The sequence below is a fragment of the Streptomyces sp. NPDC046821 genome (assembly GCF_040645335.1).
Classification (GTDB): domain Bacteria; phylum Actinomycetota; class Actinomycetes; order Streptomycetales; family Streptomycetaceae; genus Streptomyces.
This window is the reverse complement of the sequence record NZ_JBEYYB010000014.1, coordinates 169,481-194,824: the sequence shown is the minus strand read 5'-3', so window position 1 is coordinate 194,824 and position 25,344 is coordinate 169,481. Positions and strand designations below refer to the sequence as shown.

The window sequence follows — 25,344 nt, the reverse complement described above, 5'->3', positions numbered from 1 at the left end:
TGAGGACAGGGAGGGTTCGTGACCAGCACCACGCCACCGCGCACACTTGCCCAGCTGCCCGATTTCGCCGCGGATGCCTACGGTGAGCGGGAAGCCCTCGCCGACGGTGAGGTCCGCTGGAGCTTCGGGCGGCTGCGTGACGAGATCGCGGTGGCCGCGCGTGGTGCGATCGCGCACGGTGTCCGTCCCGGTACGCGGGTCGCGATCTGGGCTCCCAACAGCCGCCAGTGGATCCTCGCGGCGCTCGGCGCGGTCGGCGTGGGAGCGGTCCTGGTCCCCGTGAACACCCGCTACAAGGCGGCCGAGGCCTCCGACATCATCCGCCGCAGCGGCGCGGAGGTCCTCTTCACCGAGCGCGGCTTCCTCGGCACCGACTACGTCCAGGCCCTGCGCGCGAGCGGCGAGGACCTGGGCGCCCTGCGCTCGACCGTGATCCTGCGGGGCGAGCCGGGCACCTCGGAGGACGACCACGACGACCACACCGTCCTGTCCTGGGACGCGTATCTGAAGGCGGGCGACGGGGTCAGCGAGGCCGAGCGGCGTGACCGTGCCGCAGCCGTCGGCCCCGACGACATCAGCGACATCCTCTACACCTCCGGCACCACCGGCCGCCCCAAGGGCGTCATGAGTGCCCACGAGCAGACGGTCCGCCTCTACCGGGAGTGGTCGCACCAGGTCACCCTGCGCACCGGCGACCGCTATCTGCTGGTCAACCCCTTCTTCCACACCTTCGGCTACAAGGCCGGCCTCATCGCCTGCCTCCTGAGCGGCGTCACCATGCTGCCCATGGAGGTCTACGACGCCGACCGCGTCCTGGAGCGCATCGTCACCGAACGTGTCACCTGCCTGATGGGCCCGCCCACTCTCTTCCACGGCCTCATCCGGCACCCCCGCCGCCACGAGGTCGACCTCGGCGCCCTGCGCCTGGCCGGAACGGGCGCCGCGACCGTGCCCACCGAACTCGTCGAGCAGATCCGCGGCGAACTCGGCTGCCCCGACGTCTTCACCGCGTACGGGCTCACGGAGTCCGGCGGCGTCGTCTCCGTCTGCCCCACGGACGCCGACGCGTGGACCGTCGCGCACACCGTGGGCCGCCCGCTGCCCGGCACCGAGGTCCGGATCACCTCACCGCTCGGCGACGCGGTCCCCACCGGCGAGCCCGGCGAGGTGCAGGTCCGTGGCCATCACGTGATGCGCGGATACCTCGACGATCCCGCCTCGACCAGGGAGACTGTCACCGACGACGGCTGGCTGCGCACGGGGGACATCGGCATCCTCGACGAGCGCGGCTTCCTCAGCATCACCGACCGCCTCAAGGACATGTACGTCGTCGGCGGCTTCAACGCCTATCCGGCGGAAGTCGAGAACACCCTGCTCGGTCACGACCTGATCGTCGACGTCGCCGTCGTCGGCGCGCCCGACGCCCGGCTCGGAGAAGTCGGCGTCGCCTTCGTCGTCGTGTCCGGGCCGGTCACTGAAGAGGAGCTCACCGCGTGGACGCGGGAGCGCCTCGCCAATTTCAAGGTGCCGCGCCGTTTCGTCATCGTCGAGGAGCTGCCCCGCAACGCGGGCGGCAAGCTCCTCAAGGGACCGCTGCGGCGCGCGGCGAGAGAGGGATCACTGTGAAGTTCACCGAGGAACAGGACGAGCTGCGCTCCGCCGTACGGGCGGTGCTCGCCCGGCACGAGGGCGCCGACGCGTGGGAACCCCTCGCCGAAGGGGTCGGCGCGGCCGGGCTCGGCGTGCCCGAGGAGCTCGGCGGCTTCGGCGGCGGCACCGTCGAGACGTACGTCGTGATGGAGGAGCTGGGCCGGGCGCTCAGCCCCGTGCCGTACCTCGCCTCCGCCGTCCTCGCCACGCAGGCGCTCGTCGCGGCCGGTGACGGGCCCGCCGCCGAGCTGCTGCCCGCTCTCACCGAAGGGACCGCCGTCGGCGCCCTCGCGTGGGCCGAGAACGGCAGCTGGGAGCCGGACGCGATCCGCGCCACGGTCCGCGACGGGCGGCTCACCGGCGTCAAGGAGCACGTCCTGACCGGGGCCGGACTCCCGGACACCCTGCTCGTGTTCGCCCGGGGCGACGACGGCCTCGGCCTCTACGAAGTCGCGCCCGCCGACACCGAGTTCACGCCCCTGCCCACGATGGACCAGAGCCGCCCGCAGGCCCGCGTCGTGTTCGACGGCGCCCCGGCCCGGCTGCTCTCCGCCGAGGGCGACCGGATCCTGGCCCGCGTCCGGGACCTCGCCTGCACCGCGCTCGCCGCCGAGCAGACCGGCGCCGCCGCCCAGGCCCTCGCCGACACCGTCCAGTACGCCAAGGACCGCGTGCAGTTCGGCCGCCCCATCGGCTCCTTCCAGGCCGTCAAGCACCGCATCGCCGACCTGCACGTCCAGGTCGAGTACGCGCGCTCCCTCGCCCTCGCCGCCGCCCACGCCGACGCGGAGCCCGCCCTCGCGGCGGCCGCCAAGTCGGCCTGCTCGGAGGCGTACGCCACGGTCGCGGGCGAGATGATCCAGCTGCACGGCGGCATCGGCATCACCTGGGAACACCAGGCCCACCTGCACTTCAAGCGGGCCCACGCCGACCGCCAGCTCTTCGGGGCCCCGTCCGCCCACCGGGCCCACCTCGCGGAACGGCTCGGGCTGATGCCGGTCGCGTAATCTCGGCACACCGCCACACCGCTGACCACGCGCGATCGGAGCCGCCCATGCCAGGGATCAGCCTCGCCAAGCTGGAGGCGGACGCTCCCGCGCTGGTCAGCCTCTACAAGAGCGCTGGCGTGTCCCTGCACAAGCACGGGCTCGGCGGTGTGCGCGCGGCCGTGTACCTGGTCGTCGACTACTCGGGCTCCATGCGGCGGTACTTCAAGAACGGCAGCGTCCAGGCGCTCGCCGATCGCGTGCTCGGCCTGTCCGCGCACCTCGACGACGACGGGCGGGTGCCCGTCGTCTTCTTCTCCACGGACATCGACGCGGAGACCGAGATCGAGATCGGTCGGCACGAGGGCCGTATCGACAAGATCGCCGGCTCGCTCGGCCGCATGGGCCTGACCAACTACCACCTGGCGATGGACGCGGTCATCGACCACTACCTCGCCAGTGAGTCCTACGAGGCGGGGACGCCCGCGCTCGTCGTCTTCCAGACCGACGGCGGGCCCACCAGCAGGCCCGCCGCGGAGCAGTACGTGTGCAAGGCCGCGAACCTGCCCATGTTCTGGCAGTTCATCGGGTTCGGGGACCCGAAGAGCAAGCTGTTCGATTTCCTGCGTAAGCTCGACGAACTGCCCGTACCCGCGCGACGTCCCGTCGACAACGCGGGTTTCTTCCACGCCGGATCGAACCCGCGGAAGGTTCAGGACAGTGACCTGTACGACCGACTTGTGAGCGAGTTCCCGCTGTGGCTGGCGGCGGCACGCGCGAAGGGGATCCTGGCATGACCGTACGACCGCTGCCCGCCGCCGACCGGCTCGCCGTCGCGTGGAAGAACGGGGGCGGGACCACGCGGGAGATCGTCGCCGAGCCGCCCGGCGCGGACATGGCCGACTTTCTGTGGCGGGTGAGCCTCGCGGACGTCGGGGGCGACGGCCCGTTCTCCGCGTTCCCCGGCGTCGACCGGACGCTGACCATGGTCGAGGGCGCCGGGATGGACCTCGTGGTGGGCGGCGAGGACCGCAAGGTCGATGAGCGGTACGTGCCGCAGGACTTCCGCGGTGACGTCCCCACCGACTGCCGCCTCATCGACGGCCCGGTCGTGAACTTCAACGTGATGTGGCGCAGGGACGCCCCCGGCACGCCCCCGCGGGTCGCCGTGGTCCGCGGCCGCCTCACGCTCACGGGCGAGGCCCTGGTCGTCGCCCTGGAGGACGAGGGCGCGGACGTCGACGGCTTCACGTTGGGCCGCTACGACGCGGTGCGTGTGAGCGGCGAAGCGGCCGTGCTGCACGCGAGGGGTCGCACGGCGGTCGTGACGTTCGGGTAGGACCCTCGACTGGAACGAACGGACGGCGCTCGTCACCTACTTCGCGTACTTCGCGTAGGGACGAGCGCCGTGTCCGTTGGGGCTGCCGCGCCGTCTCAGACGCCGAGCACCCTCGCCCGGCAGGCCGCCGGAGTGCCCCAGGCGTCCCGCAGCGGGCGTGCCTTGCGCAGCCACAGGGACAGGTCCAGCTCCTCCGTGTAGCCGATCGCTCCGTGCAGCTGGAGGGCCGCCCGCGACGCCGCGTACGCCGCCTCGCCCGCCGCCACCTTCGCCGCCGCGATGTCCTCGGGGGCCAGCGAAAGAGCCGCCCCGAACAGCAGCGGCCGCGCGAACTCCAGGCCGATCAGCGCGTCCGCGAGACGGTGCTTCACCGCCTGGAACGAGCCGATGACCGTGCCGAACTGGGAGCGCTGCTTCGTGTACTCCACGGTCCGGTGCAGCAGCGCCAGGCCCACGCCGAGCGACTGCGCGGCCGTCAGGAACGTGGCCAGGTCAGCGGCCCGCGCCGCCGCCTCCCGTACCTCCGGGCCCTGAGCGAGGAGCGTGCTCTCCTGCGCGGGGGAGTGCAGGCGGCGGGCCGGGTCGGCGGAGGGCAGAAGCTCGCCGTGCCCGGAGGCGAGGCGCAGTTCGTCGCCCGTGACGACGAACACCGCGTCGGCCGAGTCCGCGTCAAGGACGTACGAACCGTCGATGCCGAGCGACACCGCGACCTCACCGGCGGCGATCTTCGGCAGCCACTCCTTGGCCACGTCGGGCAGCTCGCTCAGCAGCCGGGCGACCGCCGCCGTCTCCACGACCGGCCCTGGCACCCCGTGCCGGCCCAGCTCGATGAACGCCACCGCCAGTTCGACCGGCAGCAGGTCCGCCCCGTCGTACGCCTCCGGCACGGCCAGCGCGAACACGCCGGTCTCACCGAGACGGGACCACAGTGCCCGCCCGGGGCCGTGGTCGCCGGACGACCAGGCGCGCACCACGTCGGGGGTGCCCGCGGCTGTCAGCATCCGGTCGAGGGTGCGGCCGAACTCGGCCTGCTCCGCATCGAGGAGGAACCTCATCAGCGCCGTCCCTTCGGCAGGCCGAGCAGCCGCTCGGCGATGATGTCGCGCTGGATCTCGTTCGTCCCCGCGTAGATGGGCCCCGCGAGCGAGAAGACGTACCCCTCGCCCCAGCCGCCCTCGTCGGCCAGCTCGCCGTCCGCGCCGAGCAGGTCGAGCGCCGTCTCGTGCAGCGCGATGTCGTACTCCGACCAGAACACCTTGTTCAGGCTGGACTCGGCGCCGATCGTCTCGCCCGACGCGAACCGCGACGCGTTGCCCCACGTGAACAGCTGGTACGCGCGCGCCCCGATCAGCGCGTCGGCGACGCGGTCACGCGTGCCCGCGTCCTCGCCGCGCTCCCGCCACAGCCGCTCCAGTCGGTCGGCGGCGGCGAGGAAGCGCCCGGGGGAGCGCAGCGTGAGCCCGCGCTCGTTCCCCGTCGTCGACATCGCGATGCGCCAGCCGTTCCCCGGCTCGCCGATGACGTCCTCGTCGGGGACGAAGACGTTGTCCAGGAACAGCTCGGCGAACGCCGGCTTCCCGTCGAGGCGGCCGATCGGACGCACGGTCACACCGGGCGCCTTCAGGTCGAACATCAGATACGTCAGGCCGTGGTGCGGCTTCGCGGCGTCCGGGTCCGTACGGAACGGGCCGAAGGCGCGGTCGGCGAACGCGGCCCGCGAGGACCAGGTCTTCTGGCCCGAAAGGAGCCAGCCGCCCTCGGTGCGCACCGCCTTCGACTTCAGCGAGGCCAGGTCGGAACCCGCCTCCGGCTCCGACCAGGCCTGCGCCCAGATCGTCTCGCCGCTCGCCATGGACGGCAGCACACGGGCGCGCTGCTCGGGGGTGCCGTGGTCGAGGAGCGTCGGCGCGAGGAGGTTGATGCCGTTCTGCGAGACGCGGCCCGGGGCGCCCGCCGCGTAGTACTCCTCCTCGAACACGAGCCACTTGAAGATGTCGACGCCCCGGCCGCCGTACTCCTCGGGCCAGGACACCGCCGACCAGCGGCCTTCGTACAGCTCGGCCTCCCAGACGCGGTGGGCGGCGAAGCCCTCCTCCGTCTCCAGGGACGGCAGCTGCTCCGCGGGGACGTGCGCGGCGAGCCACTCGCGGGCCTCGGCGCGGAACGCCTCCTCGTCGGGTGTGAAGTCGAGGTCCATCAGGCGCTCGCCTCCTTCTCCTTCATCGCGCGGATGTTCATGCCGCCGAGGGAGTCCGTCGCCGTCTCCGCGTTGTGCGCGTGGGCGAGGTGGTGCAGGCCGAACACGGAGTCCATGCCGGTGTGCAGACCCTGGAGGTCCTCCGCCTGGTTCACCGCGCGCTTGGTGAGGGCGAGGCCGAGCCGGGGCATCTCGGCGATGCGCAGCGCCAGCTCGTCCGTGGTCTTCGTCAGCTCGTCGCGCGGGACGACGCGGTTCACCATGCCGACCTGGTGGGCGCGGTCCGCGCTCATGCGGTCGCCGGTGTACAGGAACTCCTTGGCGATGCGCGGCGGCATGACCCACGGGTGCGCGAAGTACTCGACGCCGGGGATGCCCATGCGGACGACGGGGTCCATGAAGAACGCGTCGTCCGAGGCCACGATCAGGTCGCAGACCCACGCGAGCATGAGCCCGCCCGCGACGCACGCGCCCTGGACCGAGGCGATGACCGGCTTGGGCAGCTCGCGCCAGCGCCGGCACATGCCGAGGTACACCTCGGACTCGCGGGCGAACCGGGACTCGGCGCCCTGCTTGTCCGAGTGGTCCCACCACAGGCCCGCGCGTCGCTCGAAGGGCAGGTGCGCGTCCCGCTCGGGGGTGCCGATGTCGTGCCCCGCCGAGAAGTGGTCACCGGCGCCGGCCAGGACCACGACCTTGACCTCGGGGTCGTCGGACGCGCGGTAGAAGGCGGCGTCCAGGGCGTAGGTCATCGCCGAGTTCTGCGCGTTGCGGTAGCGCGGCCGGTTCAACGTCACGTACGCGACGGGGCCGCGGCGCTCGTACAGGACGGGCTCGGGCGCCTCGGCGCCGGTCGGGGCCGCTTCGGGGCTGTCGTGGGCTGCGGGCATCGGAATCATCCTTCCCTAACAAGTGTTTGGTAGGTTAACGTACGTCCATGAGCAGCGTCGAGGAATTTCGCGCCGAGATCCGGGCCTGGCTCGCGGACCATCTCGTAGGGGAGTTCGCCGAGTTGAAGGGCCGCGGCGGACCGGGCCGCGAGCACGAGGAGTTCGAGGGACGGCTCGCCTGGGAGCGCCACATGGCGGCCCACGGCTGGACCTGCGTCGGCTGGCCCGTCGAGTACGGCGGCCGCGGCGCGACCCTGGAGGAGCAGATCGCCTTCCACGAGGAGTACGCCCTCGCGGACGCTCCCGCCCGGGTCAACCACATCGGTGAGCAGCTTCTCGGCCCCACCCTCATCGCCTTCGGCACCGAGGAGCAGAAGAAGCGCTTCCTGCCGCCGATCGTCGCGGTCGAGGAGCTGTGGTGCCAGGGCTACTCGGAGCCCAACGCGGGCTCCGACCTGGCGAACGTCCGCACGCGGGCGGTCCTGTCGGAGGACGGCAGCGAGTGGATCGTCGACGGCCAGAAGATCTGGACGTCGCTCGCCCATGAGTCGCAGTGGTGCTTCGTCGTCGCCCGCACGGAGCCCGGCTCCATGCGGCACGCGGGCCTGTCGTACCTGCTCGTGCCCCTGGACCAGGAGCCCGGCCGCGTCGACGTACGCCCCATCGTGCAGCTCACCGGCACCAGCGAGTTCAACGAGGTGTTCTTCGACGGCGCCCGCACCGACGCCTCCCACATCGTCGACCAGCCGGGCAACGGCTGGCGCATCGCGATGGCCACCCTCGGCTTCGAGCGCGGCGTGTCCACGCTCGGCCAGCAGGTCGGCTTCCGCCGCGAATGGGAGGGCCTCGCCGACCTGGCCAGGAAGAACGGCGCGATCGCCGACCCCCTGATCCGCGACCGGCTCGTCCAGGCCTACATCGAGCTCGAAGCCATGGCGGCCTCCGCCCGGCGCGGCGTCGACCCCTCGGTCGGCAAGCTCTACTGGGCGAACTGGCACCGCGACCTCGGCGAGCTCGCCATGGACGTGTGCGGCGCCGCCTCCACGCTCGCCGCAGGTGAGCCCTACGAACTCGACGACTGGCAGCGGCTGTTCCTCTTCTCCCGCGCCGACACCATCTACGCCGGATCCGACGAGATCCAGAAGAACATCGTCGCCGAGCGCCTGCTCGGCCTGCCCAAGGAGGCACGGGTATGAGCGCGAAGCCCACCTACGAGCCGGGCCACGGCCTGCTCAAGGGACGTACGGCCGTCATCACCGCCGCCGCCGGAGCGGGCATCGGCGGGGCGACCGCACGCAAGTTCCTCGAGGAGGGCGCCCGCATCGTCATCAGCGACGCGCACGCCCGCCGCCTCAAGGAGAGCGAGGACGCCCTCGCCGAGGAGTTCGGCGCGGAGAACGTCACCTCGCTGCCCTGCGACGTGACCGACGAGGAGCAGGTCGCCGCCCTCTTCGCCCTCGTCCACGAGACCCACGGCGGCCTCGACATCGTGGTCAACAACGCCGGCCTCGGCGGCACCGCCGACCTCGTCGACATGACCGACGACCAGTGGTCCCGCGTCCTCGACGTCACCCTGAACGGCACCTTCCGCTGCACGCGGGCCGCCCTGCGCGCCTTCCGCGACACCGGCCGCCAGGGCGTCGTCGTGAACAACGCGTCCGTCATCGGCTGGCGCGCCCAGGCCGGACAGTCCCACTACGCCGCCGCCAAGGCCGGCGTCATGGCCCTCACCCGCTGCGCCGCGATCGAGGCCGCCGAGTACGGGGTCCGGGTCAACGCGGTCTCGCCCAGCCTCGCCATGCACCCCCACCTCGTGAAGGTCACCTCCGAGGAACTCCTCGCCGAACTCACCGAACGCGAGGCCTTCGGCCGCTACGCCGAGCCCTGGGAGATCGCCAACGTGATCGTGTTCCTGGCCTCCGGCTACAGCTCGTACATGACCGGCGAGGTCGTCTCCGTCAGCAGCCAACATGCGTAGGGACCGCCCGGGCGCCACATCGGCGAGGACCACAATGGACATGTGCCTACCAAGAAGAAGCCCCAGGTGACCGCCTCCCCCGAGCGCCGCCGCGAACTCCTCGACACGGCGGCCGAAGTGTTCGCCGCGCAGGGGTACAACGCCACCACCGTCCGCAAGATCGCCGACCACGCGGGGATGCTCGCCGGCAGCCTCTACTACCACTTCGACTCTAAGGAGTCGATGCTCGAGGAGATCCTGCGGACCTTCCTCGACGAGCTCTGGCGCGGATACGACTCCGTGCTCGACTCCCGTCTCGGCCCCAGGGAGACCCTGGAGGCCCTCGTCACCGAATCCTTCCGGGAGATCGACCGGCACAGCGCCGCCGTCGCCATCTACCAGAAGGAGTCCAAGCACCTCGCGGTGCAGGAGCGCTTCGAGTTCCTCGCCGAATCCCAGAGCAAGTTCGAGAAGGCGTGGCTCGCCACCCTCGAGCGCGGCGTTGCCGCCGAGGTGTTCCGCGCCGACCTCGACATCCGTCTCACCTACCGGTTCGTCCGCGACACCGTCTGGGTCGCCGCGTCCTGGTACCGCCCCGGCGGACAGCACAGCCCCGAGGAGATCGCCCGCCAGTACCTGTCGATGGTCCTGGACGGCATCGCCGTACGCGTCACCCACCCCTGAAGGGAAAACCCGTCATGGCCGAGGCCTACATCGTCGAAGCAGTACGCACCCCCGTCGGACGGCGCAAGGGAGGCCTCGCGGCCGCCCACCCCGCCGACCTCGGCGCGCACGTCCTCAAGGAGCTCGTCTCCCGCTCCGCGATCGACCCCGCCCTCGTCGAGGACGTCGTCTTCGGCTGCCTCGACACCGTCGGGCCGCAGGCCGGCGACATCGCGCGCACGGCGTGGCTGGCCGCCGGCCTGCCCGAGGAAGTCCCCGGCGTGACCATCGACCGCCAGTGCGGCTCCTCGCAGCAGGCCGTGCACTTCGCGGCTCAGGGTGTCCTGTCCGGCACCCAGGACCTCGTCGTCGCCGGCGGCACGCAGAACATGACGCAGATCCCGATCGCCTTCGCCTCCCGCCAGGCCGCCGAGCCCCTCGGCCTGACCGACGGCCCCTACATCGGCAGCGAGGGCTGGCGCGCCCGTTACGGCGACCAGCCGGTCAACCAGTTCCACGGCGCCGAGCTCATCGCCAAGAAGTGGGGCATCACCCGCCGCGACCAGGAGGAGTGGGCCCTGCGCTCGCACCAGCGCGCGCTGCGGGCCATCGACGAGGGCCGCTTCGACCGCGAGACCGTCGCCTACGGTGACGTCACCGTCGACGAGGGCCCGCGCCGCGACACCACCCTGGAGAAGATGGCCGGCCTCAAGACCGTCGTCGAGGGCGGCACGATCACCGCGGCCTGCTCCTCGCAGGTCTCCGACGGCGCCGCCGCGATGCTCATCGCCTCCGAGCGCGCCGTCCGCGAGTACGGCCTCACCCCGCGCGCCCGCATCCACCACCTCTCGGTGCGCGGCGAGGACCCCATCCGGATGCTCTCCGCGCCGATCCCGGCCACGGCGTACGCGCTGAAGAAGACCGGCATGTCCATGGAGGACATCGACCTCGTCGAGATCAACGAGGCCTTCGCCCCCGTCGTCCTCGCCTGGCTCAAGGAGACCGGCACCGACCCGGACAAGGTCAACGTGAACGGCGGCGCGATCGCCCTCGGCCACCCCCTCGGCGCCACCGGCGTGAAGCTCATGACGACCCTGCTGCACGAGCTGGAGCGCACGGGCGGCCGCTACGGCCTGCAGACCATGTGCGAGGGCGGCGGCCAGGCGAACGTGACGATCATCGAGCGTCTGTAGTCCCAGACGAGAGGCCCTGGTCCCTTGACCGGCGTGCTATGGTCCATGACGTTGCAGTTTTGGTACCCATAGACTTTATGTGCGCCTGACGGGAATCCTCAGGCGCATTAGTTTTTTCCGGCCGGTCCTCGGGCCACTCCGGATGGGGCTCATTGTGCGACTGGAGATCCGGATCACTCGGGTCTCCGTACCGCCCCAGTGAAGGAGATTGTTATGGCCACCGGAACCGTGAAGTGGTTCAACTCGGAAAAGGGCTTCGGCTTCATCGAGCAGGACGGCGGCGGCGCCGACGTCTTCGCCCACTACTCGAACATCGCCACCCAGGGCTTCCGTGAGCTCCAGGAGGGCCAGAAGGTGACGTTCGACGTCACGCAGGGCCAGAAGGGCCCCCAGGCGGAGAACATCCTCCCCGCCTGAAACACCGCTTGATCCCAAGGATCACGCACCCCACGGCCGGGGTCCGCACCGCGAAGGTGCGGGCCCCGGCCCGTGCTGTCCCCAGGCCTGCGGCCCGCAGACGCGTCGATGGCCCCACCCGGCCGGCGCCTCGCAACGCGTCGATGGCCCCGGCTCCCGGCCGCCCAGGCCCAGGAAGGCATGCCCGCATGGCTAACCCCGCACGTCCGCCCCGCCCCTCCCGCAACCGTTCCGCGTCCGCCTCAGGAAACGCGGGTGCCGGAAACGCCGGAAGGAGCGCCCGAGGCGGAAGGTCCGGCGGAAAGGGCCGCGCCCCCGAGCGCCGGCCCACGCCGCCGCAGGAATTCACGATGCCGGAGAACACGACGCCCGCGCTGCCCGCGGCCGCCACGTTCGCCGAACTCGACATGCCGGCCGGCATCCTGAAGACGCTCGGCGAGCAGGGCGTCGTCGAACCGTTCCCCATCCAGGGCGCCACCCTCCCCAACTCCCTCGCGGGCCGTGACCTCCTCGGCCGGGGCCGCACCGGCTCCGGCAAGACCCTCGCGTTCGGCCTGCCGCTGCTCGCCCGCACCGCCGGGAACAAGGCGGAGCCGCGCACGCCGCTCGCCCTCGTCCTGGTGCCGACGCGCGAACTCGCCCAGCAGGTCACCGACGCCCTCACCCCGTACGCGGGTGCCGTGCGGCTGCGGCTGACCACCGTCGTCGGCGGCATGTCGATCTCCCGCCAGGCGAGCTCCCTGCGCCGTGGCGCCGACGTCGTCGTGGCGACGCCCGGACGCCTCAAGGACCTCATCGAGCGCGGCGACTGCGACCTGTCCGAGGTGCGGATCACCGTCCTCGACGAGGCCGACCAGATGGCCGACATGGGCTTCATGCCGCAGGTCACCGCGCTGCTCAAGCAGGTTGCCCCCGGCGGTCAGACGATGCTGTTCTCGGCGACGCTCGACCGGAACGTGGACCGGCTCGTCAAGCAGTTCCTGACCGACCCGGTCGTCCACTCCGTGGACCCCTCGGCGGGCGCCGTGACCACGATGGAGCACCACGTCCTGCACGTGCTCGACGACACCGACAAGAAGGCCGTCACCGCGCGCATCGCCGCCCGCGAAGGCCGCGTGATCCTCTTCGTCGACACCAAGCGCTCCGCCGACCGGCTCGCCAAGCGGCTTCTTGCCAACGGCGTGCTCGCGGCGCCGCTGCACGGCGGACGCTCGCAGCCGCAGCGCAACCGCACGCTCGAACAGTTCAAGGACGGCCGGGTCACCGCCCTCGTCGCGACGAACGTCGCCGCCCGGGGCATACACGTCGACGACCTCGACCTCGTCGTGAACGTCGACCCGCCCACCGAGCACAAGGACTACCTGCACCGCGGCGGCCGCACGGCCCGCGCCGGCGAGTCCGGCAGCGTCGTCACGCTCGTCCTGCCGGACCAGAAGCGCGACGTCACGCGCCTCATGCGCGACGCGGGCATCCGCCCGCAGACCGCCGAGGTCAAGTCCACCGACGAGGAACTCGTCCGCATCACCGGCGCCCGCGAGCCGTCCGGCGTCGCCGTCGTCATCGAGGTCCCGGAGCCGACGCCTCCGGCTGCCACCGGCACCCGCAGGGCCCGCCGCGGCGGCCGTGGCGGCAGCGGACGCGGCCAGGGCGCCGGCCAGGCCGGACGCACCCAGGGCGGGCGCGCGCAGGCCGGTCGTGGCGAAGGCGGTGGCCAGGGCGGAGGCCGTGGTCAGGCCGTTGCCGGTGGCCGTGGCGGTCGTGGCCAGGGCGGTCCCGGTCAGGGCGGCGCGGGCCAGAGCGCGGGCGGACGCGGCGGGCGTGCGCGCCGGGGTCCGCGCGATGCGGGGCGCGGCGCGGCTGCGTAAGGTCTGCGGCGGCTGAAGCCGAAGCGGTCGTGGCCAGGCCGTCGGGGCGGTCGCTCGCCGGGTGGCGGTGCCTGGAGGGCGTCGCGGGGCAGAGTGTCGGCGGGCGCGGGGGACGTGTTCGCCGGGTGCCACGCGACGCTGAGCGTGGCGCGGCTGCGTAAGGACCGCGGGGCTGAAGGCATAGCGGTCGTGGCCGGCGGGCTCGGAGGGCGTGCGGGCCAAGGTCCGCGTGGCGCCGGGCGCGTAAGCACCGCCCGCACGTCGGCGCCGCACGCACGGCCCGCACCGTCTGAAGTCAAAGGGCGGGGCGGTGGGAAGACTCTTCCCGCCGCCCCGCCCTTTTCGGTGCTCGGACTCGTCAGTCGAGCAGCCGGGTCCGGAGCGCTCCGACAGCGCGGTGGTCGAGGCCGAGGCCCTCAGACACGTAGCGGCCGAGGCTTCCGTAGTCCGTGCGTACCTGGTCGAGCGCGGACTGGAGATACTCCGTGCGGACCTCCTGGAGCGGGATCAGCAGGTCCGGGTTCGCCATCATTCCGGACTGCTTCAGCCCGGCCCGTACCTTGGCGTCGTACGCGGCGCGGAACGTGTTCGACGCCAAGTAGTCGGCCACGGCGTCCCGTTCACCCACCCCGAGCAGGCGCAGCAACAGGTACGTCGTCCAGCCCGTGCGGTCCTTGCCGGACGTGCAGTGGTACAGGAGCGCACCCCCCGCGCCGGGACCCTGTGCGGCGTCGCGCAGCGTGTCCGCGAACCGTGTGCGGTTGTCCGCGTTCGACACGAACTGCTGATACACGGTCCGCATGAACGCGGCGCCCCGGCCACCGCCCAGCAACTCCTCCTGCTTCGCCGGGTCCTTGGAGCCGATCGCCGTCATCATCTGCGCGTACAGACCGTTGTCGGCGACCGGACGGGCCGTGGCGGTCAGCCCGGCCGGGAGGCGGTCCTGGCCGTCGTACTGGAGCTCCACCGGCACGCGGTAGTCGACCACCTGGCCCAGGCCGAGCCCCGCGAGCGTGGTGACGTCCGCGTCGGTGATCTTGCTCAGCGCGTCCGAGCGGTAGACGAGCCCGTGCCGGACGCGCCGGCCGCCGTAGCCCCGGTAGCCACCCACGTCACGGACGTTGACCGCGCCCTGGAGGGGGATCTGGCGGATCGGGGTGTCCCCGAAGGGGCGCCCCCGGGACGCCGCGAGGGCGCCGGGGGCGACCGCGGTCGCGGTCAGGGTGGTGAGCGTGGCGCCGACGAAGGCTCGCCGGGACACGCCGCCTGGTGTGCGTGGCATCGCTGAACTCCCTTGCGGGAAAGCGGGATCACCCTGGGGTTGGCAGGGTGCCGAGCACGTGCCGGGCCTCTTCCATCACACGGGTGACGAGTTCCTCGCAGCTGGGCAGGTCCTCGATCACCCCCGCGACCTGGCCCGACGCCATGATGCCGAGGTCGGTACGGCCCTCGACCATGGAGGCCTTCAGGAGCATGGGGGTGTTCGCGGCCAGCAGGATCTGGCTCCACGACAGGTCCTTGCCGTGCTTCATGGCGAGACCGTCACGGATCATCTGCGGCCAGGACAGCCCCGACAGCTTCCGGAACCCCGCCGCGCGCTTCACCGCCTGGGCGAGCGCGCGCGTACGGCCCGCTTTCTCCAGCGAGTCGACGAGATCCGTACGGAGCATCCGGTGCGGCAGGCCGTCGACCGCTGTCGTCACGGTGACGTCCTTGACCGTCGCCGCAAGATAGCGCGCCTTCACCGCATCCGGAACAGTCGAGTCCGAAGTGAGCAGGAAACGCGTGCCCATGGCGATGCCGGCCGCCCCGTAGGCGAGCGCGGCGACCAGGCCGCGCCCGTCGTGGAAGCCGCCCGCGCCGATCACCGGGATGTCCACCGCGTCGACGACCTGCGGCAGCAGGACCGTCGTCGAGACGTCACCCGTGTGCCCGCCGCCCTCGCCGCCCTGGACGATGACCGCGTCCGCGCCCCACGCGGCGACCTTCTCCGCGTGCCGCCGCGCGCCGATCGACGGGATGACGACGACGCCCGCGTCCTTCAGCTCGGAGATCAGGTCACGGGACGGCGCGAGCGCGAACGACGCGACCTTCACGCCCTCGTCGATGATCACGCGCACCCGGTCCCGCGCGTCGCCCGCGTCCGCGCGCAGATTGACCCCGAAGGGCTGGTCCGTACGGGACTTGACCTCGCGCACAGCCGACTTGAGCTGGTCGAGGGTCATCGTGGCGGAGGCGAGGATGCCGAGCACCCCGGCGTTCGCGGAGGCCGACACGAGGCGGGGTCCCGCGACCCAGCCCATACCGGTCTGCACGATCGGGTGCCGGACACCTACGAGCTTCGTGAACGGTGTCTCGACAAGTGCGTCGCTCATACGGGCTTGACCTCGCGGTCGCGCAGGCCCTTCGGGTCGATGACCTCCCGGATCAGGCGCAGCTCCTCCTCGGTGGGCTCGCGTGTGAACGGCACCTCGCCCCCGTCCGGCAGCGTCAGCTCGAAGCCCGTGGCCGCCAGGACCTCGTCGACCGTGACACCGGGGTGCACGGACACGAGACGCATCGAGCGGTCCGGGGTCTCGAAGTCGAAGACGCCGAGGTTCGACACCACGCGCGGGATGCGGTGGTAGCGCGTCGCCGACGGGCCGGCCGCGGCGGCGCTGTCGTACCCGACACCGCTGATCATGTCGACCTTCTCCACGAACACGCGCGCGGAGTGCTTGGGAACCCAGTAACTCACCGGGTTGTTCAGGGTGTTGACCGGGGCGCCGCGCACGCCGAGGAGCTGGCGGGCCGGGCGCTCCCAGTCGCCGATGCACGAGATGTTCTGGTTGCCGTGCCGGTCGATCTGGCTGGCGCCCATCATGACGTGGCGCTTGCCGCCGGTGACGAACGCGAGGTGCAGACGGTAGGGCAGCCAGCCCTCGGTCTCGCCGTCCAGACGTACGGTCCTCGCCTCGCCGTCCGTGAGGAGCAGGTCGGGGGAGAAGGTGCGCTTGGCGAGGCGGGCACCGACGGACGGGATCATGCCCATCGGGCTGGCCAGGACCTCGCCGTTGTCGCGCCATGCGTCGGCGCAGGCGACCACGCAGTACTCGGCGCGGCTCGGAGAGTCGGCGGGAGCGGCGGGCGCCACGGCCTTGGCGGCCTTCGCGGGGGCGTCGGCCGCCGCGGTGGCCTGCTCGTCGCGCCAGGCGCGGACCGCTTCCTGGTAACCCTTCTCGTCACCGTCCGCCGGCAGGAATCGCTCGGCGAACTCGGCGAACGGCGTGGACGCGTACAGCTTCTGGAAGGCCTCGTCCCGGTCGTAGTCGGGGACGCAGGACGTGAAGTGCGCGCCGTTCGGCGTCTCGACGACACCGGTGACCGCGTGCCGCTTGACGAGGAGGGTCTGCGGGACGGCGTCCCCGAACCCCTCGACGAGCTGCTCGCACGACATGTACGCCTCGTCGGCCGCCTCGCAGAACAGGTCGTCGAAGTACGGGTCGGGGCCCAGGTACTGGCCGTTGCCGTGCCGGTCCGCGCGGTTCATGTGGACCAGCGCGACGTCCAGGCGCAGCGCGGGCATCGCGACGAACGTCTCGCCGTCCGCGTACGGCGAGTTGACCGTCTTCAGAGCCGGGTTGACGCGCATGACGTCGGAGCCGATGCCGGCGCGGACCGGGACGAAGGGGAGCCGGTTCGCCGCGGCGTGCAGGCCCCACATGAACATCGCCTCGTCGACCTCCGTCAGCTCGAAGGCGCCGTTCTGGCGGGCTTCGCGGAAGTGCGGTTCGAGCGGGATGGAGTCGAGCGTCACGAACGGCGTGACCAGCTTGCGGATCTTCCCGGCGGCGGCGAGCAGGCCGACGTCGGGGCCGCCGTACGAGACGACGGTCAGGTCCGTGATGTCACTGCGCAGGATCGCGCGGACGAGGGCCATCGGCTTGCGGCGCGAGCCCCAGCCGCCGATGCCGATCGTCATGCCGCTGCGGAGCCGGCCGACGACCTCCTCGGGAGTCATGGTCTTGTCGGTCACTTGGAGTCCTCCCGGGAAGCGGCGGTGTCCCCGCCGAAGGTGTCGCGGACGCGGTCGGCGACACCGCTGAGGTTCGCCTCGAACGTGAAGCCCTGCTCGAAGCGGTAGCTCCGGCGGACGTCGACGGGGTCGATGCCGTTGATCGCGGCCTTGGCCAGCCGGATCAGATACCCGTCCTTCTGCGCGATCTCGCGGGCCAGCTCGAGCGCGGCGTCGGCCAGCTCGGCGCGCGGCACGACCTTCCAGACCGAGCCGTGCTGGTGCAGCTCCTGCGCCGTCGCCGTGCGCGACGTGTAGTAGAGCGCGCGCATCATGTGCTGCGGCACGAGCCGGGCGAGGTGCGTCGCGGCGCCGAGGGCACCGCGGTCCAGCTCGGGGAGACCGAACGTCGCGTCGTCCGAGGCGACGATCGCGTCCGCGTTCCCCACGAGGCCGATGCCGCCGCCCAGGCAGAAGCCGTTGACCGCGGCGACGACGGGGACCTCGCACTCGTACACGGCCGCGAAGGCCTCGTAGCAGCCGCGGTTCGCGCCGATCAGGGCGCCGTGGCCGCCGGACGCGGTGTCGCGCTGCATCTCCTTGATGTCGACGCCCGCGTTGAACCCTCGGCCCTCGGCGGCCAGGACGACGCAGCGCACGTCGGGGTCGCGGCCGGCGGCGCGCAGCGCGTCGGCCAGGTCGTACCAGCCCTGCACCGGAAGTGCGTTGACCGGAGGGAAGTCCACCGTGACGACGGCGATGCCCTTTTCGGGTGAGGAGGTGGAGACACCCATGGCGTTCAGCTACCTTTCCACCTAACGTTTGTTTGGTAGGAAGGTAGCAGGCGATGAGGACGAGCGGAATGGACCGGGGATGGATCTGAGCGGTGAGAGTCTGAAAGGCAAGGTCGCGGTCGTCACCGGGGGCACCCGCGGAGTGGGCGCCGGGATCGCGGCGAGCTTCGTGCGGGCCGGCGCGGAAGTCGTGATCTGCGCGCGCAGGCCACCGGAAGAGCCCATACCCGGCTGCGAGTTCGTGCCGGTCGACCTGCGGGACGGCCAGGCCGTGCAGAGCTTCTTCGCGGGCCTCGACCGGCTGGACGTACTGGTGAACAATGCGGGCGGCACGCCGTACCGCCTGCTCGGCGAGTCCGACGCCGAGCGGCACGCGCGCGTGGTCGAGCTCAATCTCACCGCGCCGATGACCGCGTCGCTGGCCGCCCGCGAGCACCTTCGGCGCACGCGCGGGTCGATCGTGATGATCGGCAGCGTGAGCGGGACGCGGCCCTCCCCGGGCACGGCGGCGTACGGCGCGGCCAAGGCCGGGCTCGAGAACCTCGCGCGTTCGATGGCGGTGGAATGGGCCCCGGACATCCGGGTGAACACGCTGGTCCTGGGCATGGTCCGCACGGAGCTGTCGGCCCTGCACTACGGCGACGAGGACGGCGTGGCGGCCGTGGCCCGCACGGTGCCGCTCGGCCGGCTCGCCGAGCCCTCGGACATCGGGGAGGCGGCGGTGTTCCTCGCCTCGGACGCGGCCTCGTACATCACCGGGGCGAATCTGCTCGTGCACGGAGGCGGGGAACGACCGGCGTTCCTGGACGCCGCAACTGTCAACAAGGAGTCGTGAGATGACGCAGGGTACGGACAATTCGGCGGGCGCGACCGGCGGCGGGCTGTGCGAGGGCCGGGTCGTGATCGTGACCGGGGCCGGGCGAGGTCTCGGCCGGGCGCACGCGCTGGCGTTCGCCGCCGAGGGCGCGCGCGTCGTGGTCAACGACCTCGGGGTGGGCCTCGACGGAGTCCCGGCGGCGGACAGCCCGGCGGCCCAGGTCGTCGAGGAGATACGGGCGCTGGGCGGCGAGGCGGTCGCCCACGGCGGCGACATCGCGACCTCCGAGGGCGCCGCGTCCCTCGTCGCCACGGCCGTCGACACCTTCGGCCGCCTGGACACGCTGGTCAACAACGCGGGCTTCCTGCGCGACCGGATGCTGGTCAACCTCGACGAGGACGACTGGGACGCGGTCATGCGCGTGCACCTCAAGGGCCACTTCCTGCCCCTGAAGCACGCGGCGGCGCACTGGCGCGCGGAGGCCAAGGCCGGCCGCACGCCGGTCGCCCGCGTGGTGAACACCTCGTCCGGCGCGGGCCTCCTCGGCTCCGTCGGCCAGGGCAACTACAGCGCCGCGAAGGCCGGCATCGTCGGCATGACCCTGGTCGCCGCGGCCGAGATGGGCCGTTACGGCGTCCAGGTCAACGCGATCGCGCCCGCGGCCCGCACCCGCATGACCGAGCAGACCTTCGCCGACACGATGGCCGTTCCCGAGGACGGCTTCGACGCGATGGCCCCGGAGAACGTGTCGCCCATCGTCGTCTGGCTCGGCTCCGCCGCGAGCGACGGCGTGACCGGCCGCGTCTTCGAGGCCGAGGCCGGCCGCATCACGGTCATGGAGGGCTGGCGCCCCGGCCCCACCGCCGACAAGGCAGCCCGCTGGACCCCGACCGAGGCCGGCGAAGCGGCCAGGGAACTCCTCGGCCGCTCGGAGACGCCGGGGGCGGTTTACGGGAGCCAGTAAGGCTCTCGCCTGTTGCGGGGGGGGGATGGGGGAGGAGGCGGAGGCAGGGGTGTCGACGCGCGGCCGGTGGGGGCTGGGCGCGCCCACGCGGCGGAGCCGCAAATGTCACAGCCCCGCGCCCCTTTCAGGCCCGTAGGACTTGCGCCCACGCGGGGTGCAGCCCCCCGCACGCCGCGCGCATCAAGGGGTGAGGGGGTGGCCGCCGGCCACCCCCTCCGCCTTCACCCGCCGCCCGCGTCGGCGTTCGACGCACCTTCCCGCTCAGCGGGAATCCGGGCTCCCTGACCGTCGCGGGCCCGGCCTACGGTCTGCCCACCGCGGTGCGCCGCGGTCCAGCGCACCCCACACCACCCAAGGAGTCCCGATGCTTGACGTACGGAGCCGGCAGGACGCCGCCGCGCTGCTGCGTCGCGCCGAGCTCGGCCGCAGCCCCGTCGCTCCCCTCATCGATGCCTTCGAAGGCATCGGCACCGAGGACGCGTACGAGATCCAGCTGATCAACATCCGGCAGCGGGTCGCCGAGGGAGCCCGGATCAACGGGCACAAGGTGGGCCTCTCGTCGCCGGTGATGCAGCAGATGATGGGCGTCGACGAGCCCGACTACGGGCACCTCCTCGACGACATGGAGCTGCACGAGGACAAGCCCGTCGAGATCGCCCGCTACTGCGCCCCGCGCGTCGAGGTCGAGATCGGCTTCGTGCTCGGCGAGGACCTGCCCGGCGAGGGCTGCACCCCCGCCGACGTACTCGCCGCCACCGAGCGCGTCGTCCCGGCCATCGAGCTGATCGACAGCCGGATCGCCGACTGGAAGATCACGATCGCCGACACGATCGCCGACAACGCGTCGTCCGCCGGCTACGTCATCGGCGAGGGCCGCGCGCCGCGCGACCTCGACCTGAAGGCCATGGTGGCCCGGCTGACCAGCGACGGCGAGGAGATCGCGCAGGGCCGGGGCGACGCCGTCCTCGGCGACCCCGCGATCTCCGTCGCCTGGCTGGCCCGCACCGTCGCCAAGTTCGGCGTGCCGCTGCGCAAGGGGCACGTGATCCTGCCCGGCTCCGTCACCCGCGCCATCGACGTCGAGGCCGGCCGGACGTACATCGCCGACTTCACGGGGCTCGGCGCGGTCTCGCTCTCGTTCACATGAACCGGCACATGACCGCGGACACGACCCCGCACACGACCGCGGACGCGACCCCGCACCTGCCCCCGCACACCACCCCGTCGACTCCGACGATCTTGCTGACTCTGCTGAGGTACGTATGACTGCGAAGAAGGCCACAGCCGCCATCGTCGGCTCCGGGAACATCGGTACCGACCTGCTCTACAAGCTGCAGCGCTCCCCGTTCATCGAGCCCCGCTGGATGATCGGTGTCGACCCGGACAGCGCGGGTCTCGCGCGGGCCCGGGAGATGGGCGTCGAGGCGAGCCACGAGGGCGTCGACGCCCTGCTCGCCGGCAGCGAGCTGCCCGACATCGTCTTCGAGGCGACGAGCGCGTACGTGCACCGGGCCAACGCCCCCCGCTACGCCGAACTCGGCATCCGGGCCATCGACCTGACCCCGGCCGCCGTCGGCCCCGCCGTGGTCCCGCCCGCGAACCTCACCGCGCACCTCGACGCGGCCAACATCAACATGATCACCTGCGGCGGCCAGGCCACCATCCCCATGGTGTACGCCGTCTCGCGCGTCGTCCCCGTCGCCTACGCGGAGATCGTGGCGTCCGTCGCCTCGGTGTCCGCCGGACCCGGCACCCGCGCGAACATCGACGAGTTCACCCGCACGACCTCGCGCGGCATCGAGGAGATCGGCGGCGCCGAGCGCGGCAAGGCGATCATCATCCTCAACCCGGCCGAGCCGCCCGTCATCATGCGTGACACGGTCTTCTGCGCCATCCCCGAGGACGCCGACCGGGACGCCATCACCCTCTCCATCAAGGAGATCGCCGAGTACGTGGCGACGTACGTGCCGGGCTACCGGCTGCGCACGGAACCGCAGTTCGACGACCCGTCCCCGCTGAACGGCGGAATGGCACGCGTCGCGATCTTCCTCGAGGTCGAGGGCGCCGGCGACTTCCTGCCGCCGTACGCCGGAAACCTCGACATCATGACCGCCGCCGCCACCAAGGTCGGCGAGGAGCTCGCGAAGGGAATGCGCGCATGAGCACCAAGCCGTACTCGGACACCCTCGACATCCGCATCACGGACTCCTCGCTGCGCGACGGTTCGCACGCGAAGCGCCACCAGTTCACCGCCGAGGACGTGCGCAGCATCGTCGGCGCGCTCGACGGCGCCGGTGTCCCCGTCATCGAGGTCACGCACGGCGACGGCCTGGGCGGCTCGTCCTTCAACTACGGGTTCTCCAAGACGCCCGAGCAGGAGCTCATCAAGGTCGCCGTCGACACGGCGCAGAACGCGAAGATCGCGTTCCTGATGCTGCCGGGCCTCGGCGTGAAGGACGACATCCGCACCGCGCACGGGAACGGCGCGACCGTCTGCCGCATCGCGACGCACTGCACCGAGGCCGACATCTCCGTCCAGCACTTCGGTCTGGCCCGCGAGATGGGCCTGGAGACCGTCGGCTTCCTGATGATGGCGCACTCCACGACCCCGGAGAACCTGGCCAAGCAGGCCCGCATCATGGCCGACGCGGGCTGCCAGTGCGTCTACGTCGTCGACTCGGCCGGCGCCCTGGTGATGGACGACGTCACCGACCGGGTCTCCGCCCTCGTCGCCGAACTCGGCAACGACGCGCAGGTCGGCTTCCACGGCCACGAGAACCTGGGCCTCGGCGTCGGCAACTCCGTCGCCGCCGTGCGGGCCGGCGCCCTCCAGATCGACGGCTCGACCCGCCGCCTCGGCGCGGGCGCCGGCAACACGCCCGTCGAGGCGTTCGCCGCCGTCTGCCAGAAGATGGGCATCCGCACCGGCATCGACGTCCTGAAGATCATCGACGCCGCCGAGGACGTCGTGCGGCCCGTCATGGACGACGAGTGCCTGCTCGACCGGATGTCCCTCCTCATGGGCCACGCCGGCGTCTACTCCAGCTTCCTCAAGCACGCCTACCGGCAGGCCGAGCGCTACGGCGTCTCCGGCGCGGAGATCCTGCTCACCGCCGGGAAGCGCCGCCTCGTCGGCGGCCAGGAGGACCAGCTCATCGACATCGCCGTCGAACTCGCGGCACGCGACTGAAAGGTGGGGCGAACGACATGACCGCACAGCAAGAGATCCGCGTCATCGATTCGGGCGCGCCCCCCGCCCGTTTCGCGCGCGGCTGGCACTGTATCGGCCTGGCCGCCGACTTCCGCCAGGACGGCCCGCACGAGATCGAGGCGTTCGGCACGAAGCTCGTCGTCTTCCGCGGTGAGGAGGACAACGAACTGCACGTCCTCAACGCCTTCTGCCCCCACATGGGCGGCAACCTCGCGCACGGCACCGTCAAGGGCGACGCCGTCGCGTGCCCCTTCCACGACTGGCGCTGGTCCGGCGACGGCCGCTGCGCGGGCATCCCGTACGCCCGCCGCGTCCCGCCGCGCGCCAGGACCCGCTCCTGGACGACCCTGGAGCGCAACGGCCAGCTCTACGTGTGGCACGACCCGGAGGGCAACCAGCCGCCGGCCGACGTGACCATTCCGGAGATCGAGGGCTTCGGCGGCGAAGAGTGGTCCGACTGGTCCTGGAGCGCCCTGCGCGTCGAGAACTCGAACTGCCGCGAGATCGTCGACAACGTCGTGGACATGGCGCACTTCTACTACGTCCACTACGCGTTCCCGAACTACTTCAAGAACATCTTCGACGGGCACGTCGCCACCCAGTACATGGAGTCGACGCCGCGCGGTGACGTCGAGCTCGGCACCCTCTCCTCGGAGGGCGGACTGCGCTCGGACGCCTCGTACTTCGGGCCCTCCTACATGATCGACAAGCTGTGGAGCGATGTCGGGGGAGGCGTGGAGATGGAGTCCGTCCTCATCAACTGCCACTACCCGATCGACGAGAACAGCTTCATGCTCATGTACGGAGCGATCGTCAAGAAGCTCCCCGGGATGAGCGACGAGCAGGCCGCCGACGCGGCCCGTCTCACCTCCGAGGGCCTCGCGGTCGGCTTCGAGCAGGACGTCGAGATCTGGAAGAACAAGACCCGGATCGACAACCCGCTCCTCACCGAGGAGGACGGCCCGGTCTACCAGCTCCGCCGCTGGTACGAGCAGTTCTACGTCGACGTCGCCGACGTCAAGGACGAGATGGTCCGCCGCTTCGAGTTCGAGATCGACACCGAGCGCGCCAACGCAGCATGGCGCGCCGAGGTCGAGGCGAACCTCGCCGCACGTCAGGCGGCCAAGTGATGCGCCCGGTCGAATGCGGGGCCTGCGGCAACCAGGTCCTGTGCGAGAAGTTCAGCCCCGCCCACACCCAGGTCCAGTGGACCGACGAGGCCGCCGAGGTCTGCCCGACCATCGCGGAGCGCGTCGCCGCCGGCGAGCTGAGCGCCCGTGTCCGCGGCTGCGACCAGCTGCGCGCGGCCATCGACGCGGCCGTCGAGAACGGGACGCTGGAGGTGGCCGATGTCTAGCCTCTTCGTCAAGGTCGCCGACGTCGTGCGGGAGACCGCCGACGCGGTGTCCCTCGTCCTGGACGCCCAACTCCCGTACAAGCCCGGCCAGTTCCTGACCGTGCGCCTCCCGGGCGGCGGGGCCCGCTGCTACTCCCTGGCCAGCTCCCCGCACACCGGTGAGCCGATGAAGGTCACGGTCAAGAAGGTCGCCGGCGGCGTCGGTTCGGGCTGGATCTGCGACCAGGTCAAGGCCGGCGACGAGCTGGAGATCCTCCCGCCGGGCGGCACCTTCACCCCCGCCGACCTGGACGCGGACCTGATCCTCGTCGCGGGCGGCAGCGGCATCACGCCCGTCATCTCGATCGCCAAGTCCGTGCTCAACGCCGGCACCGGCAAGGTGACGCTCCTCTACGCCAACCGCGACGAGTCGTCCGTCATCTTCCGTGACGAACTCTGGGGCCTCGCCGAGGAGTTCGCGGGCCGCTTCAACGTCGTCCACTGGCTGGAGGCGCTCCAGGGTCTGCCCACGGAGAAGCTGCTCGCCTCGGCCCTCGCGCCCTACGCGGACCGTGCCGCCCACCTGTGCGGCCCGGCCCCGCTGATGGACGCGGCGGAGAGTGCCCTGCGCGCGGTCGGCGGCCGGCACATCCACCGCGAGAAGTACTTCTCGCTCTCGGACGACGTGTTCGCGCCGCAGGTTGTGAAGCAGAGCGACGGTGCCCCCACGCACCAGGCCTCCGTCGAACTCGACGGCGAGACCACCGAGTTGGGCTGGTCCGAGGACACCCCGCTGCTCGACGCGATGCTGGCCGCGGGCCTCGACGCACCGTTCTCGTGCCGCGAGGGTGCGTGCAGCGCCTGCTGCTGCCGGGTCGTGTCGGGCGAGGTGAAGATGATCCGTAACGAGGTCCTCGACGACGAGGACGTCGCCGACGGGTACATCCTGGCCTGCCAGGCGGTCCCGCTCAGCGACCGGGTGGAGATCACCTACGCCTCCTGAGGGCGCTTCGGGAGGAAAAGAGTGGCCGGCAACTCCCCTCGGGGAATTGCCGGCCACTTCTTGTGTGA

Annotated in this window: 25 protein-coding genes and 1 pseudogene; 18 read left to right on the top strand and 8 right to left on the bottom strand. The window is 71.7% G+C overall.

The genetic code is table 11. The features are described from left to right. The first annotated feature begins 18 nt into the window (after positions 1 to 18). The 4 genes from ABZ893_RS28145 to ABZ893_RS28130 are packed head-to-tail and all read left to right on the top strand — an operon-like array spanning position 19 to position 3,975. Positions 19 to 1,626 (top strand): FadD3 family acyl-CoA ligase, encoded by a 1,608-nt coding sequence (locus ABZ893_RS28145; RefSeq protein WP_361408830.1) that lies wholly within the window; start codon positions 19 to 21, stop codon positions 1,624 to 1,626. Next, positions 1,623 to 2,657, top strand: coding sequence for an acyl-CoA dehydrogenase family protein (locus ABZ893_RS28140; RefSeq protein ID WP_361408827.1), 1,035 nt, complete (start codon positions 1,623 to 1,625; stop codon positions 2,655 to 2,657). Before ABZ893_RS28145 ends, ABZ893_RS28140 begins: the two co-directional genes overlap by 4 nt. A 47-nt stretch (positions 2,658 to 2,704) precedes the next feature. Beyond that, positions 2,705 to 3,433 (top strand): VWA domain-containing protein, encoded by a 729-nt coding sequence (locus ABZ893_RS28135; protein WP_361408824.1) that lies wholly within the window; start codon positions 2,705 to 2,707, stop codon positions 3,431 to 3,433. Beyond that, on the top strand, positions 3,430 to 3,975 hold the full coding sequence (locus tag ABZ893_RS28130; protein WP_361408821.1) for a HutD family protein: 546 nt from the start codon (positions 3,430 to 3,432) through the stop codon (positions 3,973 to 3,975). The genes ABZ893_RS28135 and ABZ893_RS28130 overlap by 4 nt, the downstream gene beginning before the upstream one ends. A gap of 95 nt (positions 3,976 to 4,070) precedes the next feature. On the opposite strand, the gene ABZ893_RS28125 is transcribed toward ABZ893_RS28130, so the two are convergent. From ABZ893_RS28125 to ABZ893_RS28115, 3 genes are read right to left on the bottom strand one after another with little or no spacing between them, the layout of a single operon-like run. Then, the gene (locus tag ABZ893_RS28125; protein ID WP_361408818.1) at positions 4,071 to 5,030 is read right to left on the bottom strand and encodes an acyl-CoA dehydrogenase family protein; all 960 of its coding nucleotides are present in this window, start codon (positions 5,028 to 5,030) and stop codon (positions 4,071 to 4,073) included. Continuing rightward, positions 5,030 to 6,172 (bottom strand): acyl-CoA dehydrogenase family protein, encoded by a 1,143-nt coding sequence (locus ABZ893_RS28120; protein WP_361408815.1) that lies wholly within the window; start codon positions 6,170 to 6,172, stop codon positions 5,030 to 5,032. Before ABZ893_RS28120 ends, ABZ893_RS28125 begins: the two co-directional genes overlap by 1 nt. Next, entirely contained in the window at positions 6,172 to 7,062 is an 891-nt protein-coding gene (locus ABZ893_RS28115) for an enoyl-CoA hydratase (RefSeq protein ID WP_361408812.1), read from the bottom strand. The genes ABZ893_RS28120 and ABZ893_RS28115 overlap by 1 nt, the downstream gene beginning before the upstream one ends. A 47-nt stretch (positions 7,063 to 7,109) precedes the next feature. Between ABZ893_RS28115 and ABZ893_RS28110 the strand changes: the two genes are divergently transcribed. The 6 genes from ABZ893_RS28110 (at position 7,110) to ABZ893_RS28085 (ending at position 13,157) form a co-directional block, all read left to right on the top strand. Further along, positions 7,110 to 8,258: an acyl-CoA dehydrogenase family protein gene (locus tag ABZ893_RS28110; protein ID WP_361408809.1), complete on the top strand. Its 1,149-nt coding sequence runs from the start codon at positions 7,110 to 7,112 to the stop codon at positions 8,256 to 8,258. Then, the gene (locus tag ABZ893_RS28105) at positions 8,255 to 9,040 is read left to right on the top strand and encodes an SDR family oxidoreductase (RefSeq protein WP_361408806.1); all 786 of its coding nucleotides are present in this window, start codon (positions 8,255 to 8,257) and stop codon (positions 9,038 to 9,040) included. Before ABZ893_RS28110 ends, ABZ893_RS28105 begins: the two co-directional genes overlap by 4 nt. A 42-nt stretch (positions 9,041 to 9,082) precedes the next feature. Further along, on the top strand, positions 9,083 to 9,703 hold the full coding sequence (locus ABZ893_RS28100) for a TetR/AcrR family transcriptional regulator (protein ID WP_361408804.1): 621 nt from the start codon (positions 9,083 to 9,085) through the stop codon (positions 9,701 to 9,703). 14 nt (positions 9,704 to 9,717) lie between these two features. Further along, positions 9,718 to 10,875: an acetyl-CoA C-acetyltransferase gene (locus ABZ893_RS28095; RefSeq protein ID WP_361408801.1), complete on the top strand. Its 1,158-nt coding sequence runs from the start codon at positions 9,718 to 9,720 to the stop codon at positions 10,873 to 10,875. Between the two features lie 213 nt (positions 10,876 to 11,088). Next, the gene (locus ABZ893_RS28090) at positions 11,089 to 11,292 is read left to right on the top strand and encodes a cold-shock protein (RefSeq protein WP_042152846.1); all 204 of its coding nucleotides are present in this window, start codon (positions 11,089 to 11,091) and stop codon (positions 11,290 to 11,292) included. Between the two features lie 350 nt (positions 11,293 to 11,642). Beyond that, a complete protein-coding gene (locus tag ABZ893_RS28085; RefSeq protein WP_361408798.1) occupies positions 11,643 to 13,157 on the top strand; it encodes a DEAD/DEAH box helicase in 1,515 nt (504 codons plus the stop codon). A gap of 358 nt (positions 13,158 to 13,515) precedes the next feature. On the opposite strand, the gene ABZ893_RS28080 is transcribed toward ABZ893_RS28085, so the two are convergent. From ABZ893_RS28080 to ABZ893_RS28060, 5 genes and pseudogenes are all read right to left on the bottom strand, one after another. Continuing rightward, positions 13,516 to 14,439: a tyrosine-protein phosphatase gene (locus ABZ893_RS28080; protein WP_361408795.1), complete on the bottom strand. Its 924-nt coding sequence runs from the start codon at positions 14,437 to 14,439 to the stop codon at positions 13,516 to 13,518. 28 nt (positions 14,440 to 14,467) lie between these two features. Further along, on the bottom strand, positions 14,468 to 15,532 hold the full coding sequence (locus tag ABZ893_RS28075; RefSeq protein ID WP_361408792.1) for a nitronate monooxygenase: 1,065 nt from the start codon (positions 15,530 to 15,532) through the stop codon (positions 14,468 to 14,470). Continuing rightward, on the bottom strand, positions 15,529 to 16,290 hold the full coding sequence (locus tag ABZ893_RS28070; protein ID WP_361409109.1) for a CoA-transferase: 762 nt from the start codon (positions 16,288 to 16,290) through the stop codon (positions 15,529 to 15,531). Before ABZ893_RS28070 ends, ABZ893_RS28075 begins: the two co-directional genes overlap by 4 nt. Positions 16,291 to 16,332: 42 nt before the next feature. Next, positions 16,333 to 17,172, bottom strand: a pseudogene (locus tag ABZ893_RS28065) (CoA-transferase); the annotation flags it as partial. Continuing rightward, complete coding sequence (locus tag ABZ893_RS28060) at positions 17,169 to 17,945, bottom strand: enoyl-CoA hydratase family protein (RefSeq protein WP_361408789.1); 777 nt, start codon at positions 17,943 to 17,945, stop codon at positions 17,169 to 17,171. The pseudogene ABZ893_RS28065 and the gene ABZ893_RS28060, both read right to left, overlap by 4 nt. A 79-nt stretch (positions 17,946 to 18,024) precedes the next feature. On the opposite strand from ABZ893_RS28060, the gene ABZ893_RS28055 reads away from it, so the two are divergent. The 8 genes from ABZ893_RS28055 (at position 18,025) to ABZ893_RS28020 (ending at position 25,276) form a co-directional block, all read left to right on the top strand. Then, a complete protein-coding gene (locus ABZ893_RS28055) occupies positions 18,025 to 18,780 on the top strand; it encodes an SDR family oxidoreductase (protein ID WP_361408786.1) in 756 nt (251 codons plus the stop codon). Between the two features lies 1 nt (position 18,781). Then, entirely contained in the window at positions 18,782 to 19,726 is a 945-nt protein-coding gene (locus tag ABZ893_RS28050; RefSeq protein WP_361408783.1) for an SDR family oxidoreductase, read from the top strand. A 364-nt stretch (positions 19,727 to 20,090) separates the two neighbouring features. After that, positions 20,091 to 20,873, top strand: a complete 783-nt coding sequence (locus ABZ893_RS28045; RefSeq protein WP_361408780.1) for a 2-keto-4-pentenoate hydratase — start codon at positions 20,091 to 20,093, stop codon at positions 20,871 to 20,873. 115 nt (positions 20,874 to 20,988) lie between these two features. After that, a complete protein-coding gene (locus ABZ893_RS28040) occupies positions 20,989 to 21,888 on the top strand; it encodes an acetaldehyde dehydrogenase (acetylating) (RefSeq protein WP_361408777.1) in 900 nt (299 codons plus the stop codon). After that, positions 21,885 to 22,916, top strand: a complete 1,032-nt coding sequence (gene dmpG / locus ABZ893_RS28035) for a 4-hydroxy-2-oxovalerate aldolase (protein WP_361408774.1) — start codon at positions 21,885 to 21,887, stop codon at positions 22,914 to 22,916. Before ABZ893_RS28040 ends, dmpG begins: the two co-directional genes overlap by 4 nt. A 17-nt stretch (positions 22,917 to 22,933) precedes the next feature. After that, complete coding sequence (locus ABZ893_RS28030; protein WP_361408771.1) at positions 22,934 to 24,067, top strand: Rieske 2Fe-2S domain-containing protein; 1,134 nt, start codon at positions 22,934 to 22,936, stop codon at positions 24,065 to 24,067. Continuing rightward, a complete protein-coding gene (locus tag ABZ893_RS28025; RefSeq protein ID WP_361408768.1) occupies positions 24,067 to 24,294 on the top strand; it encodes a hypothetical protein in 228 nt (75 codons plus the stop codon). Before ABZ893_RS28030 ends, ABZ893_RS28025 begins: the two co-directional genes overlap by 1 nt. Next, positions 24,287 to 25,276 carry a ferredoxin--NADP reductase gene (locus ABZ893_RS28020; RefSeq protein WP_361408765.1) on the top strand — a complete coding sequence of 330 codons (990 nt, stop codon included), beginning with the start codon at positions 24,287 to 24,289 and terminating at the stop codon, positions 25,274 to 25,276. Before ABZ893_RS28025 ends, ABZ893_RS28020 begins: the two co-directional genes overlap by 8 nt. Positions 25,277 to 25,344: the final 68 nt, after the last annotated feature.

What these genes read in the sequence shown, in the direction of transcription:
- ABZ893_RS28135 (WP_361408824.1), top strand. Translation starts at nt 2,705, where the DNA reads ATGCCAGGGATCAGCCTCGCCAAGCTGGAGGCGGACGCTCCCGCGCTG.
- ABZ893_RS28130 (WP_361408821.1), top strand. Translation starts at nt 3,430, where the DNA reads ATGACCGTACGACCGCTGCCCGCCGCCGACCGGCTCGCCGTCGCGTGG.
- ABZ893_RS28125 (WP_361408818.1), bottom strand. Translation starts at nt 5,030, where the DNA reads ATGAGGTTCCTCCTCGATGCGGAGCAGGCCGAGTTCGGCCGCACCCTC.
- ABZ893_RS28120 (WP_361408815.1), bottom strand. Translation starts at nt 6,172, where the DNA reads ATGGACCTCGACTTCACACCCGACGAGGAGGCGTTCCGCGCCGAGGCC.
- ABZ893_RS28115 (WP_361408812.1), bottom strand. Translation starts at nt 7,062, where the DNA reads ATGCCCGCAGCCCACGACAGCCCCGAAGCGGCCCCGACCGGCGCCGAG.
- ABZ893_RS28110 (WP_361408809.1), top strand. Translation starts at nt 7,110, where the DNA reads ATGAGCAGCGTCGAGGAATTTCGCGCCGAGATCCGGGCCTGGCTCGCG.
- ABZ893_RS28105 (WP_361408806.1), top strand. Translation starts at nt 8,255, where the DNA reads ATGAGCGCGAAGCCCACCTACGAGCCGGGCCACGGCCTGCTCAAGGGA.
- ABZ893_RS28095 (WP_361408801.1), top strand. Translation starts at nt 9,718, where the DNA reads ATGGCCGAGGCCTACATCGTCGAAGCAGTACGCACCCCCGTCGGACGG.
- ABZ893_RS28090 (WP_042152846.1), top strand. Translation starts at nt 11,089, where the DNA reads ATGGCCACCGGAACCGTGAAGTGGTTCAACTCGGAAAAGGGCTTCGGC.
- ABZ893_RS28085 (WP_361408798.1), top strand. Translation starts at nt 11,643, where the DNA reads ATGCCGGAGAACACGACGCCCGCGCTGCCCGCGGCCGCCACGTTCGCC.
- ABZ893_RS28080 (WP_361408795.1), bottom strand. Translation starts at nt 14,439, where the DNA reads ATGCCACGCACACCAGGCGGCGTGTCCCGGCGAGCCTTCGTCGGCGCC.
- ABZ893_RS28075 (WP_361408792.1), bottom strand. Translation starts at nt 15,532, where the DNA reads ATGAGCGACGCACTTGTCGAGACACCGTTCACGAAGCTCGTAGGTGTC.
- ABZ893_RS28060 (WP_361408789.1), bottom strand. Translation starts at nt 17,945, where the DNA reads ATGGGTGTCTCCACCTCCTCACCCGAAAAGGGCATCGCCGTCGTCACG.
- ABZ893_RS28055 (WP_361408786.1), top strand. Translation starts at nt 18,025, where the DNA reads ATGGATCTGAGCGGTGAGAGTCTGAAAGGCAAGGTCGCGGTCGTCACC.
- ABZ893_RS28050 (WP_361408783.1), top strand. Translation starts at nt 18,782, where the DNA reads ATGACGCAGGGTACGGACAATTCGGCGGGCGCGACCGGCGGCGGGCTG.
- ABZ893_RS28045 (WP_361408780.1), top strand. Translation starts at nt 20,091, where the DNA reads ATGCTTGACGTACGGAGCCGGCAGGACGCCGCCGCGCTGCTGCGTCGC.
- ABZ893_RS28040 (WP_361408777.1), top strand. Translation starts at nt 20,989, where the DNA reads ATGACTGCGAAGAAGGCCACAGCCGCCATCGTCGGCTCCGGGAACATC.
- dmpG (WP_361408774.1), top strand. Translation starts at nt 21,885, where the DNA reads ATGAGCACCAAGCCGTACTCGGACACCCTCGACATCCGCATCACGGAC.
- ABZ893_RS28030 (WP_361408771.1), top strand. Translation starts at nt 22,934, where the DNA reads ATGACCGCACAGCAAGAGATCCGCGTCATCGATTCGGGCGCGCCCCCC.
- ABZ893_RS28025 (WP_361408768.1), top strand. Translation starts at nt 24,067, where the DNA reads ATGCGCCCGGTCGAATGCGGGGCCTGCGGCAACCAGGTCCTGTGCGAG.
- ABZ893_RS28020 (WP_361408765.1), top strand. Translation starts at nt 24,287, where the DNA reads ATGTCTAGCCTCTTCGTCAAGGTCGCCGACGTCGTGCGGGAGACCGCC.